Source organism: bacterium (assembly GCA_024226335.1).
GTDB lineage: Bacteria > Myxococcota_A > UBA9160 > SZUA-336 > SZUA-336 > JAAELY01.
Genome location: JAAELY010000272.1, coordinates 1 through 13,691, shown reverse-complemented (window position 1 = coordinate 13,691; position 13,691 = coordinate 1). Strand labels below are relative to the sequence as shown.

Annotated in this window: 13 protein-coding genes; 4 read left to right on the top strand and 9 right to left on the bottom strand. The window is 61.7% G+C overall.

Annotated features, from left to right (window positions below; all coding sequences use genetic code 11):
• Nucleotides 1–124 precede the first annotated feature (124 nt).
• A complete protein-coding gene (locus GY725_14790) occupies nucleotides 125–1,027 on the top strand; it encodes a hypothetical protein (protein MCP4005457.1) in 903 nt (300 codons plus the stop codon).
• Between the two features lie 267 nt (nucleotides 1,028–1,294).
• On the opposite strand, the gene GY725_14785 is transcribed toward GY725_14790, so the two are convergent.
• From GY725_14785 to GY725_14755, 7 genes are all read right to left on the bottom strand, one after another.
• Entirely contained in the window at nucleotides 1,295–1,783 is a 489-nt protein-coding gene (locus GY725_14785; GenBank protein MCP4005456.1) for a hypothetical protein, read from the bottom strand.
• A 48-nt stretch (nucleotides 1,784–1,831) separates the two neighbouring features.
• The gene (locus tag GY725_14780) at nucleotides 1,832–2,032 is read right to left on the bottom strand and encodes a hypothetical protein (GenBank protein MCP4005455.1); all 201 of its coding nucleotides are present in this window, start codon (nucleotides 2,030–2,032) and stop codon (nucleotides 1,832–1,834) included.
• 295 nt (nucleotides 2,033–2,327) lie between these two features.
• Nucleotides 2,328–2,744, bottom strand: coding sequence for a hypothetical protein (locus tag GY725_14775; protein ID MCP4005454.1), 417 nt, complete (start codon nucleotides 2,742–2,744; stop codon nucleotides 2,328–2,330).
• A gap of 710 nt (nucleotides 2,745–3,454) precedes the next feature.
• Nucleotides 3,455–4,135, bottom strand: coding sequence for an SDR family oxidoreductase (locus GY725_14770; GenBank protein ID MCP4005453.1), 681 nt, complete (start codon nucleotides 4,133–4,135; stop codon nucleotides 3,455–3,457).
• Between the two features lie 119 nt (nucleotides 4,136–4,254).
• The gene (locus tag GY725_14765) at nucleotides 4,255–5,094 is read right to left on the bottom strand and encodes an alpha/beta hydrolase (GenBank protein ID MCP4005452.1); all 840 of its coding nucleotides are present in this window, start codon (nucleotides 5,092–5,094) and stop codon (nucleotides 4,255–4,257) included.
• Between the two features lie 106 nt (nucleotides 5,095–5,200).
• Entirely contained in the window at nucleotides 5,201–5,986 is a 786-nt protein-coding gene (locus tag GY725_14760; GenBank protein ID MCP4005451.1) for a class I SAM-dependent methyltransferase, read from the bottom strand.
• Between the two features lie 134 nt (nucleotides 5,987–6,120).
• The gene (locus tag GY725_14755) at nucleotides 6,121–6,735 is read right to left on the bottom strand and encodes a hypothetical protein (protein MCP4005450.1); all 615 of its coding nucleotides are present in this window, start codon (nucleotides 6,733–6,735) and stop codon (nucleotides 6,121–6,123) included.
• 56 nt (nucleotides 6,736–6,791) lie between these two features.
• On the opposite strand from GY725_14755, the gene GY725_14750 reads away from it, so the two are divergent.
• Both GY725_14750 and GY725_14745 read left to right on the top strand, forming a co-directional pair.
• On the top strand, nucleotides 6,792–7,544 hold the full coding sequence (locus GY725_14750) for an SDR family oxidoreductase (protein MCP4005449.1): 753 nt from the start codon (nucleotides 6,792–6,794) through the stop codon (nucleotides 7,542–7,544).
• Nucleotides 7,545–7,562: 18 nt separating this feature from the next.
• Entirely contained in the window at nucleotides 7,563–9,851 is a 2,289-nt protein-coding gene (locus tag GY725_14745) for a tetratricopeptide repeat protein (GenBank protein MCP4005448.1), read from the top strand.
• Between the two features lie 40 nt (nucleotides 9,852–9,891).
• On the opposite strand, the gene GY725_14740 is transcribed toward GY725_14745, so the two are convergent.
• Nucleotides 9,892–10,956 carry a PilT/PilU family type 4a pilus ATPase gene (locus tag GY725_14740; protein MCP4005447.1) on the bottom strand — a complete coding sequence of 355 codons (1,065 nt, stop codon included), beginning with the start codon at nucleotides 10,954–10,956 and terminating at the stop codon, nucleotides 9,892–9,894.
• 9 nt (nucleotides 10,957–10,965) lie between these two features.
• Nucleotides 10,966–12,270, bottom strand: coding sequence for a type IV pilus twitching motility protein PilT (locus tag GY725_14735; GenBank protein ID MCP4005446.1), 1,305 nt, complete (start codon nucleotides 12,268–12,270; stop codon nucleotides 10,966–10,968).
• A 314-nt stretch (nucleotides 12,271–12,584) separates the two neighbouring features.
• On the opposite strand from GY725_14735, the gene GY725_14730 reads away from it, so the two are divergent.
• On the top strand, nucleotides 12,585–13,556 hold the full coding sequence (locus GY725_14730) for a hypothetical protein (GenBank protein MCP4005445.1): 972 nt from the start codon (nucleotides 12,585–12,587) through the stop codon (nucleotides 13,554–13,556).
• The last annotated feature ends 135 nt before the right edge of the window (nucleotides 13,557–13,691 follow it).

The window sequence follows — 13,691 nt, the reverse complement described above, 5'->3', positions numbered from 1 at the left end:
GGCTGCGAAGCGCGATGCATCCGCCTGCGCTGCGTCGCGCGACCCTCTGCAGATCTACGGATCTGCGATCGGATCACGCTTCTTGCTCAGGCGGCGATTCCCGCTTCTCGCTCGAATCCTCCCTGTGCAGAGATTCCCTAGCCGCAGACGACCGCTGTTCGCGATTCTCGCGTTCTGGGTTCTGCTGTGCGGTTCCGCCTGCGAGCGCGCCGCTGAGCCGGCGGACGCGCCGGAGGCCGGCCCGGCCGCCGAGATCGCTGCAGTCGTTTCCGGCAAGCTGAACGCCGAGGCGTTTCGCCAGCAGATCGAGGCGCTCGAAAAAGCTCTCTACCTGGACCGGCCTGAGACGGCCGATGACTATCGGGCTGTCGGGAGGGCCGTGCTGGAACTCGTGAATGCGATCGGCCGGATCGAGGGCACGCATTTCGGCCGGTCCGCGAGTGGGAAACTGCTGTTCTTCTCGGCGCGCGCCGAAACCGGCTCCGAGGATCCGCTGATTCGCGACCTGACCCCGATTCGAAAAGAGTGGGAGAAGCTGCGCTCGCAGTACTTTTCCCGTGCCGACTGGTTTCGGAGGGCCGGCACCCGCTCGTCCCGGTCGTCAAGCTCCCATCCGCAGGCACGCCCCGAAGATCTCGCTTCGGTCGAAGCGGCGGTCACGCGACTGGAGCGACTCGTGTTGCGCGGGCGCCTGGAAGTCGTGGCGTTGGGGGAACCGAAGTACACACTCGAGAGAATCGGCGCAGAGGGCAAGACGCAGATCAACGGCTGGATGGAATGGACAGCACGCTGGGCGCAGGATGTGCGGGAAGCGACCACGGATCTGCCGCAGTACCCGGGTCCCAAGGGTCCGGGGGATCTCGTAGAGGTTCTCGAACACGTCGACATGGCCGTGTTGTATCTGGAGCGCATCAGTCTCGGAGAGGGCTCATGGGCAACCCCGTTCGCCCGCCAGTGGGAAGACCGTTTCGCCCGCGCGGAGAAATCGCTGCGAGCCGCGCGCAGTGTGCTTTCGCGCGAGTCCTGATCGCTTTCCGCAGTTCGTTAGTCGGAGTGCGTCAGGAGAAATCTAGCCCCGAGGACTCTCTGAGAAAATGGGGTTGTTCAACGACCTCTTCTTCGAGGAAATTTCCCAGGTGCGCCTACACAAGGCGAACCGGACTCCGTGGGCTCGCGATCGTCTGGCCCAGCGGGTGCGAAAGCAATGATGGGCCGTGTTTCGTGCCGCTCGAGAAGCGGGCGTCCGAAGACGGGCGGAACACGTCACCTCCGAATCGCCACGTTTCTTTGCCGGTCAGTGGGAGGGCGTGGCAGGCTGGGAACCCGAACTCGGCAGCGCAGAAAAGAGGTCGTCCATGTGCTGCTGAAAGTCTTCGGGATAGCCTACCCGCAGGTCGCTCCAGGCCGCTCTGAACAAGGGCATCTCGAAAAACACGCTGTTTCGGCGGTCCCACGCAGCCATCATCGGGGTTTCAACCAGCCCGCGTTGGTTGAGGTAGAACACCTGCCATTGATTGGCCAGCATCCCCTGCGCGTGAAATCGAAAGATCACCAGTTCCTCGCGTTCGAGGCGCTCACCGGCATTCAGCCGCGCAAGGACCATCGGGAGCTGTGGCGCGGCGACGGCCGCGGCGTTGTCTCGCGACGATCCGATGATGCCCACCATCGACGCTGCACTCGTGGCAGCCGTGTTCTGACGAATCTGAATCGCCAGATAGTAGATCGTGATCACGACGGCGATGCCGCCGATGAAATCCCCCAGGTCGCCGAGTGTTTCGATCACTGATCCACCACCTGTCAGTCTCCAGATTCCGAACGGCACCAGTCTACTTCAAGCGTCATTCCCCCGTCCCGTCCTGCCCTGCAATGGCTCTTCCCTGAACATTGAATACCCCAGAGGCCAGGGTTGAGGCGACCCTTGGTCTTTCTGCAGCGAGAAATCCCCTTCAGCTAACATCTCGTCGAGGATTGGCTCAACGATCTCGATGCGCCCCGAGGCAAGCGCCTCATCCGCTTCGAAGATGTCGGCCACGACCCCATCGCAGAGGCCCCGGAGCGCACCTCCAGCATCCTGCGGGGCGAAGGTTTCGAGAATGCTCTGACGAAACTAACGGGACCCGTTCAGATGATGGTGCTGAAGATCTGGGCGGCTCGCGGTAGCGATGACGGCCTGCTGAAGTGCCGCTGTCGCCAATTCAGCCCGCTCGTCCCGAGGTGCTGGACAAAGCCCCGCGAGCAGACGTGAAGACCCAATTGCATGAATCGTTCTTCATCAGTCAGCCCTGATGCTCGGTCAGGTTATGCGAAAAGGTACTTGAGCAAGAGCGTTAGGATCCCTGATCAGGCGCATCTTCCAGGCTCTCTTTGAGCCAACTCGCTACTTCTTCTCTGGATCGAAAGACCTGTGTCTTCCAGGGAACGTCAGTCACTTCCAGGAGCATCTGCCACATTCTCGAAAGCCCGTAGACGACATCTCTCGGGCTGATGTGCGCAACGAGAACATTCGGATTCACCTGAGCCGTGCGCTTGTTCACCTCGGCGATTGCACGTATGTCTTCACTGCTGACATCGTCCATGCTCTCAACTTCAGAGGAGTCAAATACGGTATATCTTACTCGCCTTACGTCTTCGTCAGAAGCCACAAATCCGGTAATCGAACTGATGAGTTCCTTCGACGTAACATGTCCTCTCAACTTTCGAACAAGCCCTGTGCCGCCATCGAGGAGTTCTAGTTCGATCGGCATGGTTCATCTCTTCCCTTCTCGACTCCGCGTTCCGCTTTCTTCGGATATTCCCATTAATGCGTTCATGTTTCCTGCCCTCGCGACGTAGTTTACTTCAACGTGACCGGGCATCCGACTGCTGAATGGGCTGTCCAGCAGGTCGTGGAAGCTCGCCCATTCGAGCTACCCCATTCCCATGCAGGCCGAAGACTTCGTGGATTCGTACCGCGTGGACTATTCGCACGGCACAGGCCGGCAGACGCGCAGGGACATCGCACTCGGGGGCGGTTTCGTGGCGTATCCGGACCGGGCGAACAGGACAAGAAACATCGCCGCGTCGGCACAGCCGAGCTGCCGTATGTGCAGCTGGGGCCATACCATTCCTTTGCCCAAGCGGTCGGGCAGCCGCTCGAGGCGATCTCGAAGCGCGCGACGCAAGTAAGGAATCTTGGATCCATGCCTCCTCCTTCGGATCTTGCGACACAGCTGCAGCCTCGGTTGAAGGACACGTGGTGAAAGGCCCTGAGACGGACGTCCGGTATGAGCATTTCGGTGGGGCTGTCAGAGATGCGAGGACCTCTTGAGGGGAGATGCCCTACGATGGGAAGGTTGCGGGGTCCCAAGTTCAGTCCGGGTGCGCGGAAACGTAGGTGTCGTAGTACCGCCCGCCTTCCTGGGCTCTGCGTACGCTGGGCGAAACTGTCGCTGGCGCGCCAGCGCAGGTGCTGCGACTACTGTGTCCAGCCGCCGCTAAACGGAAGCGACTGACCCACGAAAAAGTCGCTTTCGCTCGACGCAAGGAATAGTGCGAGCAATGCGCTTTCGCGAGAGGTCGCCAATCGGCCCAATGGAACCTGCTGTTCCAATAGTCCCTTGAATGCCGGTGTGTCGGTGATTTCGGGTGGGAAGTAGTCTGGATTCTCGACCCAATTCTGAGCGATCAGGTTGATCTGCACATTGTGCCGAGCCGCTTCGAGGCCGGCCGCTCGCACGTATCCGACCTGGGCAGACCGCGCGGCGCTATAGGCGGTGGCGGCTTCCATGCCTCTGAGACCGGTTGCGCTTCCGACGACCACGATCTTTCCCGCACCGCGCTTGATCATCTGCGGCAGGACCGCGCGGGTCAAACGGTGAAGGGGGTGGACCATGATGTCGAAGGCATCCGCCCACATATCGTCGCTGAGATCGACAGCCGAGGTGCCAAAATGTACGTCAGCAGCCAGGTTGGCTACCAGAATATCGATTGGGCCAGCTTTCTCGACTAGTTGCCCGGCTGATTCCGGCGCCCGCAAAACTGTCTCATCGCTGATGACGTTCGCACCGTGCTCGCGAAACAGCTCAGCGATTGCGGGCCCCATATAGTCGGTGGCCTGCGTGATGAGAGTGCGTTTACCTTCCAGGCGCTTTTCCATGGAAATCTCTCCTTCAGGGTGCTGTGGTCCCGACCTTTAGCTGGAATGCGGCGTTCCTGCGCGAGACGCAAACGTTGTTACCTCAGAGCGAGCTGATGCGCAGGCCGTGCGAGCATGCGTCAGTGTGCGTGCTCGGAGAGATGCTCGAGCAAAAGGGGAGTCATCCGCTCCGGCGCCGCCTGGAGGGCCGGCTGGTGGACGTCCTCGACGATCTCCAAGCGGTAGGGGCCCTTTACCCAGTTTGCGTTGGCTTCGATCGAAGCACCCGCGACGTTCTTGGAGCCCGTGGGCCAGATGAACATCGTCGGCATCGGAACGGGGTCCAGACGTTCCCTCGCCCATAGTGGGATGGCCCGGTAGAAGTTGTAGACCGCGCGCAGCGCTTCGTCGCTGTCTAGCGCCTTCCGATAGAGCTCGCTCTCCTCGAGTGACACGCCCTGTGCGGCCAGCATCGCTTCGAACATATTCCGCTCGTTGCCCTCCCGCGCGGCCTCTTGGATGTAGTTGAACTTCGCGTTCTGCCCCTCCGTGCTCGCTTCGGTCTTCGACCTGCCTTCGGCCAGTGCCCCGGGATGCGGAATGTTGATGCAGACCAAGGTCGCGATGCGATCGGGGTGCTTCGCGGCAAGCCACCAGGCCATATTCGCACCGATACTGGTGCCCATGAGATGAAACGGACGCCCTGCCTGGCCCAACGCGTCGGCGATCTCGAGGATGTCCTGCGCATACTCTTTCAGGTGATAGGCCTCGACGCCCTCTGGCCGGGCGCCGGGGCAGAACCCGCGCAGGTCGGGCGCCACCGCCCGGAATCCCATCTCGGCCATGGGCGAAATCTGGTGGTGCCATTCCCAACGGTTACGGGGCAAGCCGTGCAACAGCAATAGCGGGGGCCCGTCTTCAGGGCCTTCGGCCAGCGCCTGGAAGGTCATGCCCCGTGCCTCGATCTCGATTTCCTTCAAGGAGTGTCTCCTGATTCCGGCCACCACGCATGCCGGTTCGAATCGGCCGGGCTGCTGCTGCGAGAGCCCCATTCACACTACGACGCCTGGGAAAAGCGTCCATCGACTACACGGCGGGCACCTTAGACTCTCCGTCCTTTGCCAGGACGAAGGTGTGTCCAAAGCCGAAACTCAGACTCCGCGAGTGGTGCAGCCGGAGGCGCCCGGTCCCGACAAACTCCTGCTGGATGAACTCATTGAGCCGGTTGTTGTCGAATCCGAGATGCTCCGGCCAGCCTGATTGAGCGGGCTGGCGGAACTTTTCGAGATCGCGGCCGGTCACCAGCGCCGCGAGGTACTCCAGCTCGCTGCGTTGCACAAAGAAGTCGGTGAACTCTCCGGGTCGCAGGACTCGCTTTCCGATGTATTTGATCAAGCCAGGCAGACCGATCTCGACGGGCACCGTGACGACGATCTTGCCGCCCGGCTTGCACGCAACTTCGAGATTTCGCAGCGCGTTACGAAAGTCGCCGCAGTGCTCGATCGTCTCCAGGCAGAGGACGACGTCGAATTGGTCGCGAAAGCGTTCCGTCACTGTGGTCAGGCTGTAGATGTCGAACTCGCAGCGAGGGATCTTCTTCGCACGCGCCTGGTCGAGGAAGGAATCGTTGTGGTCGAATCCGTATAGTTCCCAGTCTTCCTCTCGCAGCAGGCTGGCTCGTAGTTGCTGGAGGATGAACCCGTCGGAGCAGCCGAAGTCGACGAGCTTGCCGCTCTCGCCGAGCGGCAGGGAGCGCAGGATCTCGTGGAGGGTCCGCAGCCGATTCCGATGAATGAGTGCGGCGATCGAGTAGCCTCGGTACGTGTTCTCGTGCGCGAAGTCACTCCGGGGCTCGAATGGGTTGGTGGGCATGGCAGGGCTCGGCATTCGGTGTGAAAGAACCTCCGAAGTATCGCACGGCACCCGGTTTGGAGGATAGGAAAACTGAATGCCCTCATCGGTACCCCGGGATACGCCTAGCGTACGCCGAGGAAGGGATCCCACCGCTAGTCCGCGGCGAGTCGTCGGGTGATCCAACGCCGGTAGAGTTCGCGTGGGTGCGCTCCCGTGATGACGACGTCGTCGCCGGCGATCTGGACGGCGGGCACGCCGGTCACTCCGAGATCGATGGCCGCGTTGTGTTCTTCGAGAATCTCGCTGCCGAGGTCGGGATCCCGGGGCGGTGGGAAGAGCGCTTCTTCGAGGCCGCATTCGAGCCAGAGGCGTCGCAGGGTTTCCTCGTCGGAGATGTCCAGGTTCTCTACGAAGTACGCGCACAGAAGCCGCTCGTGCACGCGCTGGAACTCTTTTGAACCGATGGCCGCCGCGGCTCTGGTCACGACGTGTGCGGGAATACTGTGGCTCGGAGGTCCGAATTCGGTCTTCCAGAGGCTGAATTCCGGACTGTCTTCCTCGCCCGCCGGGCGCGCCCACGACTGCGTGTAGCGCTTGAATTTCTCCAGGTCGCGCTTCGAGCTCTCGAAGGGACGCAGCAAGTAGCTTCGCCACTCGAGTTCGACTCGATCGCCGAACTCCGCGACCACAGCGTTCAGGCGATGCGAGGCTACGTGGCACCAGGGACACAGGTAGTCCGAGTAGACGATCAGCTTGAGTTCGCTCACATCGGCGATCCTATCACGGTACTCTGGGGCGCCGGATCTCCGGGGAAGGGATGGGAATGAGAAGATTTGAAGGCAAGGTGGCGTTGCTGTCGGGAGCCGCTTCTGGAATCGGGCGCGCTACCGCGTTGCAACTGGCGGGGGAGGGCGCATCGCTGCTCGGAATCGACCTCAACCAGGACGGTCTCGAAGAAACTGCCAAGCGAGTTGCTGCTGAAGGTGGACAGATGGAGTGGCGGCGCTGCGATGTGACGGATCGCGATGCCTGCCGCGAGGCCGTTGATGCCGCGATGTCCAGCTTCGGCCGACTCGATGTCCTGGGCAATATCGCCGGCGTCAATCGCTTCGCGCACTTCCACGAGATGACTCCGGAAACCTGGGAACTGCTGCTCAGCGTGAATCTGACCGGTGTCGTGTGGATGTGTCAGGCGGCGATCCCGAAGCTGATCGAGACGGAGGGTTCGATCGTCAATCTGGCATCGAGTGCGGCGTTGATCGGCCAGGCCTACACGGCGGCATACTGTGCGACCAAGGCCGGTGTAGCCCAGTTGACCAAGGCACTCGCGATGGAATACGCGCGGACGGGCATCCGGGTCAATGCGATTGCGCCGGGCATGGTGGCCACGGAGATGAACGTGGGCATCGAGATTCCAGATGACATCAACCCGAAGCTGATGTCCCGCTACGCATCGTTTCGCGGTGCTTGCCAGCCCGAAGAAGTCGCGCGCCTGTTCGCCTACCTGGCTTCGGACGACGCCCGTTTTGCCCACGGCGCGATCTGGGCGATCGACGGAGGCAGCACCGCGGGCTGAGAGGCGCGCTGTCGTTGCATGATGCGAACCGAGTTCACGCGAAGTCTATTCATCATCGCTTTCTGCGGTGCGATCGTTTCCTGTGACCCGCAGCCCGGATCGACCCCGGTCGACGAGAGCATCAACTACGTCGGCGCGACTGTGTGCGCGGAGTGCCACGCAAGACAAGCTTCCGCCTGGTCGGGCTCGCACCACGACCGCGCAATGCAAGAGGCGGGAATCGATACCGTTCTGGGAGACTTCGAGAACGCGCGCTTTGCACACGCGGGTGCGAGCACGCGCTTTTTCCGCCGGGAGGGTGAGTACCATGCTCAGCTCGAAGGCCCCGATGGAGAACCCACCGATCTGCGCGTGCTCTACACCTTTGGGGTCGAGCCGCTTCAGCAATACCTGGTCGGGTTGCCCGGAGGGCGCCTCCAGGCGCTCACCGTGGCCTGGGACAGTCGGCCCCGCTCGGTCGGAGGTCAGCGCTGGTTTTCCCTTTATCCCGACGAAGTAGTGCCGTCAGGTGACGTGCTGCACTGGTCGGGTGCTGCGAACAACTGGAACTCGGCCTGTGCGCACTGTCACTCGACGGGTCTGCGCAAACGCTATGACGCGCAGGCCCGGGAGTACCAGACGAGTTGGTCCGATATCGATGTGGCCTGCGAAGCGTGCCACGGACCCGGGTCGAAGCATCTCACCTGGGCGCGCCTGTCGGATGCAGAGCGCGCGAGCGAATCGAACCCGGGTCTGATCACCGAACTGGCCGCACGAGACGAAGCGCGCTGGGTCATGAATGCGGCGACCGGTATTGCGGAGCGCATTCCGAGGCGAAGCTCGCACACAGAGACTCAGACCTGTGCGCACTGTCACTCCAGGCGCGCGTTGCTCAGCGAAGATCCGCCCGGCGAGCGGTTCTTCGACTCTCATCAACTCGCCCTTCTGGAAGAAGGCCTGTACGAAGCGGACGGTCAGATTCTCGACGAAGTTTTTGTCTACGGATCGTTCTTGCAGAGTCGTATGTACGCGGCCGGGGTGAGTTGCGGTGACTGTCACGAACCGCACTCGCTCGCTCTTCGAGCCGAGGGAAATGCCCTGTGTGTGCGCTGTCACGCATCCGAACGCTTCGATACCCGACGACATCACCAGCACACACCCGGTTCCGAAGGTGCGCGCTGCGTCGAGTGCCACATGCCATCGCGAACCTATATGCAGGTGGATGTCCGGCGAGATCACGGATTCCGTGTCCCGCGCCCCGATCTGAGTGTGAAGTGGGATGTTCCAAATGCCTGCAATTCCTGTCATGCCCAGCGTTCTGCGCGGTGGGCCGCGACGGCTCTGGAGCGCTGGCCCGATCGGAGGACTCAAGCCAGGCCGAACTTCACCGGTGTCTTCGCCCGCTCGCGCCGCGGCGATTCCGCTTCGCGTTCCGAATTGCGCGAACTCGCCGGAGATGCGGCACTTCCGGGAATCGTGCGGGCGACCGCTCTGCACGAGTTATCGCGCCACCGCTCCCCGTCGCTGGCTCAGGCGATCGCGGAGGCGGCCCGCGACGCCGACCCGTTGCTGCGTGCTGCGTCCGCTCGCGTGGCCGATGCACTGGCGCCGCCGGAACGAGTTCGCATCCTGCGCCCGTTGCTCAGCGATCGCCTGCGCTCCGTTCGCATTGAGGCGGGTCGATCCCTGGCTGAGTCGGATGAACAGAGTTCGGCACTCGCCGCTGCGCTCGAGGAATACCGGGCAGTACAGGTCATGAACGCCGATCAGCCTTCTGCACACGTGAACTTGGGGATCTTGCACTTCCGCCGAGGAGAACTCGATCGCGCCGACGCAGCATTTCGAGATGCGATCGCGACCGGGCCGTACTTCCTGCCAGCCTACGTCAACCTCGCCGATCTCTACCGAGTACAGAATCGAGAAGACGAGGCTGAGTCGATTCTGCTCCGGGCTCTCGAAGTCGATCGGGAAAGCGCAGAGGTTCACCATGCATTGGGGTTATCGCTGGTGCGGCAAGGTCGCCTGAGCGAGGCTCTCGAACAACTGGGCGAAGCCGCAAGGCTCGCGCCGGAGGTCGCGCGCATCCAGTATGTCTATGGGATCGCGTTGTCCTCCGCCGCTCGCAGCGTCGAGGCGCTGCGAATCCTATCCAGCGCACACGAGCGACATCCCCACGACGTCCAGTTGCTCTCGGCCCTCGCGACGATCAGCCGCGATATGGGTCGAAAGCGCGAGGCGCTCGCGTATGCGAGGAAACTGGAAGCACTGACGCCAGGGAACGCAGACGCGAGTGCCCTGCGTCGGCAACTCGAAGCGGATCGACCCTAATCCGCCGCGGACAAATCCATTGCCGTCCGTTGTTCGGCTTCTATTCCTTCGGGAGCAGGGGTTCGAAGCGGGGTTTGTCCATGGCCTTCATATAGGCGTCGTTGGGCAGGATGTCTCCGGCCTTCGCCAACTCGAAGAGGGCATCGTCCATCAACTGCATCCCCTGCTTTTTGCCCTGTTGGATGTAGGACGTGAGCATGGAGCCGTTGGCTTCGCGAATGATGTTCGGCAAAGCTTTACTCTTGAGCAGGATTTCGTTCACGGCTCGACGACCTTTACCATCGGCGGTAGGCAAGAGAAGCTGGGCGATCACACCGGCCAACGACTCCGCCAGACTCACGCGTACTTGCATCTGCTCGTCCGCGGGAAACGTGTCGATGATGCGGTCGATCGTTTTCGCCGCGCTGTTCGTGTGGAGTGTGCCGAATACGAGCATGCCCATCTCGGCGGCGGTGATCGCCAGCGAGATCGTCTCGTAGTCTCGCATTTCGCCGACCAGTACGACATCTGCATCCTGGCGGATCGAGGCGCGCAACCCCGGTCCAAAACCCTTGGTGTGGGTTCCGATCTCTCGATGCGAGAACACACACCTATCGTTCTGATGCACGAATTCGACCGGGTCTTCGAGAGTCAGGATGTGTCTGGAATGCGTGCGGTTGATCTTGTTGATGATGGCGGCCAGTGTTGTCGACTTACCCGATCCCGTGGGTCCAGTGACCACTAACAGGCCGCTCTTCAGATTGACCAGTTCGCCGATTGCGGGTGGCACGTTCAGATCTTCGAGCGGGATGATCTTCTCCGGAATGATCCGGAAGACTGCACCGGCTCCGTGTTCCTGGACGAAGAAGTTCGCGCGGAAGCGAGCCACGCCATCGATGCCGTAGGCGAAATCGAGATCGCCGCAGCCCTCGAACGAGGTCCACTGCTCCCCCGTCGTGATCTCGCGCAGCAGTTTGCGCAGATCGCTGTCTCCGAGTTCCGACCAGCCCTGCACGGATTCCAGTTCACCGTGCAATCGGATGCGCGGCTCGAGTCCTGCAGCCAGATGCAGGTCTGATCCGCCACTGTCCTTCAGGTAACCGAGGAGTTGATCCATCTGCGCCACGGACGTCTCCTATGCCTCGATGTTCTTCGGGTCCTCGCAACACTCGAGGGCTGCTTCCCGTGAAATCGTTCCGTTTTTCAGCAATTCCGAAAGCGATGTATCGAGCAGGTTCATGCCCTGGGCCAGGCCCGTCTGCATGAGTGAGCGGATCTGCACGGTCTTGTTCTCGCGGATCAGATTGCCGACCGCGCGATTGACGACCATGACTTCGGTCGCGGGTACCTGCGCCTGACCATCGACCGTCGGAACCAGTCGCTGCGAGATCACCGCACGCAGCGATTCGGACAGCATGGAGCGCACCTGCTCTTGTTGATCCGGCGGGAACGAACCCACGATGCGGTTCACGGTCCGGATCGCATTATCGGTGTGTAGAGTGGCGAGTACGAAGTGGCCCGTTTCCGCTGCTGTCATCGCCAGCGAAACGGTTTCGCGGTCCCGCAACTCGCCGATCACGATCACGTCCGGGTCCTCGCGCAGGGCCGCTCGCAGGGCACGCGCGAAACTCTCGGTGTGGCGCTTTACGTTGCGCTGGTTCACGAGGCAACGCTTGGACTCGTGCAGGTATTCGATCGGGTCTTCGATCGTCAAGATGTGTTCGGCACGCTCTTCGTTCACCATGTTGACGAGAGCGGCCATGGTCGAGGACTTGCCGCAGCTGGTCGGACCCGTGAGCAGGACCATGCCCTGGTGGAAGTTCGTGAACTTCGCCAGCGCAGAAGGCAGGTTCAGGCTTTCGAGCGTTGGAGGTGTAGGGGAAATGCGGCGCATCGTGGCGTCGATACCGCGTAGCTGCCGGTAGACGTTCGTTCGAAAGCGCCCGACGCCGTCGAGTGAGTAGCTGAAGTCGAGTTCGCCGTGCTCCTCGAAGGTCGCTCGGTCTTCTTCGCTGAGCATCGGCAGAATCAGGCTTGCTGCCTTTTCCGGAGAGAGTTCCGGCTCATCCTTCTCGATCAGCTGGCCGCGCAAGCGGACGCGTGGCCTGGCGCGGCTGTGAAAATGGACGTCACTGGCACCTTCAGCAGCTGCTGCGGCCAGGCGCGCGTCGATCTCGGCGGTGGGGCCGCTGCGCGGTACGTCCACGATGGCCGCTCTCGCCGCTTCTTGTGCGGCCTGGGCATCGCTGTCTGTACCGGCTTCGTCAGCGCTTTTTGGAACCGGTCGATGGGCGGCGGTCTCCGGAGCTGGCTTCTGCTCGACGGTGCGCGTCAGCTTCTGAGCGGTGGGAGGGGTCGAAGCTGTCTGGGCTTTGCGCGCGCGTGCGACGACGCTTTTCTGGATCTCGACCAGCTTGGCCAGGCTCTCTTTGTCGAGCATGCCCATCTTCAAGAAGATCTCGCCGAGATTCAGTTTCTCAGGCAGCCGGGCTTGCTCGCGAGTTGCCTGGGCGAGCTGTTCCATCGTGATCATCTTCGCCGCAACGGCGACACGTCCCAGAAGAGGTGGCTTTTGGTCACTCACGTCCCGTAGCTATCGGGAACCCCTTCGTCACCCTTGAGCATGTCCAATGGCAACCACGAGCACTTTCAGTGTCTACGTGTGTCAAAAAATGATACGTCTGGTGGAATTCCTCGTTTCAGTCAGGGTGGAGGATTGCTATGCTGCTGATTCCCCTCCCCAGGGGACAAACCATGGGCGATCGTCCGAAATTACTGTTTTCATTCAATAAATCCGGTCGCACGAGGCGACTAGCCAGTCTGGTTACCGCTCTGGTCACCGGGGCTGCCACGCTCTTCACTCTCGCGAACCTGCTGCAATGGAACTTGAGTAGCGTTGGAGCGGAGACAGGTGCACCGACCGGCGTGATGCTCGCCATGGCGCTATTCGGAACGCCGGGTGGCAGGCGAGCTTCGAGGCGGGCCAGGGCTTCGAATGCACCCCTGCCCGATGATGAGCGCGGACGGCTCGAGCGCGAGGAATTTGCGCGCATGGAGCGCCTGGCTGCCGCTGAAGAGGTGGCGGGAGAAGTCGCCCACGCAATCAACAACCCGCTAGCTGTCCTGCTCGGCCGTCTGCAGATGCGGATCGAACGCACGCTGCCCGGGGATGACGAAGATGAGATTCTCTTGCACCTGGCCCGTCGAATCGACAAGACGGTGGCTGGAATGCTCGAGCTATCGAACCGCGCAGAACTGCATCCGGTCTTCACGCCTCTCGCGGCGTTGCTCGAAGAGGCTCTTCGCCCCGTTTCGCAACGGGCGGCAGACGCGAACGTGAAATTCGAGACCTACGTCGACCCGACGACCGAGACGATCTACGCCGATTTCGCGCTGCTGGCGAAAGCGCTGACGGCCGTCTTCGACAATGCCATCGACGCCATGCCCGCCGGTGGCATCGTTCGTACCGAGATCGAAGAGATCCCAGACGCGGGCGCGCTCTTGATCCGTATCCAGGATCCCGGCTGCGGCATGGATTCAGAGATCCTTGAAATGGCGCTCGAACCCTTCTTTACCACTCAGATCGGTCACACGGGTCTCGGTCTGACACTCGCCAACCGGATCACTACTGGGCATGGCGGACGTCTGAAGATCCAGACCGCAGAGCACACTGGAACGCTCGTCACCTTCGAGCTACCGGCACGGCACCGCCCCGCAACGGCCTAGTGTCCTGTTTCAGAAGTTCCATCTCTAATGCTTCCGAGCGTGGACCTGGAGGACTCGGGAACAGAAGCGACGGATGCTGTCGAGGATCTGCTCGGCGCTCTTGGTCCAGATGAACGGCTTTGGCGCTGCGTTGTG

Coding starts and splice junctions, on each gene's coding strand:
- GY725_14775 (MCP4005454.1), bottom strand. CDS start 2,744: ATGCCGATCGAACTAGAACTCCTCGATGGCGGCACAGGGCTTGTTCGA.
- GY725_14770 (MCP4005453.1), bottom strand. CDS start 4,135: ATGGAAAAGCGCCTGGAAGGTAAACGCACTCTCATCACGCAGGCCACC.
- GY725_14760 (MCP4005451.1), bottom strand. CDS start 5,986: ATGCCCACCAACCCATTCGAGCCCCGGAGTGACTTCGCGCACGAGAAC.
- GY725_14750 (MCP4005449.1), top strand. CDS start 6,792: ATGAGAAGATTTGAAGGCAAGGTGGCGTTGCTGTCGGGAGCCGCTTCT.
- GY725_14745 (MCP4005448.1), top strand. CDS start 7,563: ATGATGCGAACCGAGTTCACGCGAAGTCTATTCATCATCGCTTTCTGC.
- GY725_14735 (MCP4005446.1), bottom strand. CDS start 12,270: ATGCTCGACAAAGAGAGCCTGGCCAAGCTGGTCGAGATCCAGAAAAGC.
- GY725_14730 (MCP4005445.1), top strand. CDS start 12,585: ATGGGCGATCGTCCGAAATTACTGTTTTCATTCAATAAATCCGGTCGC.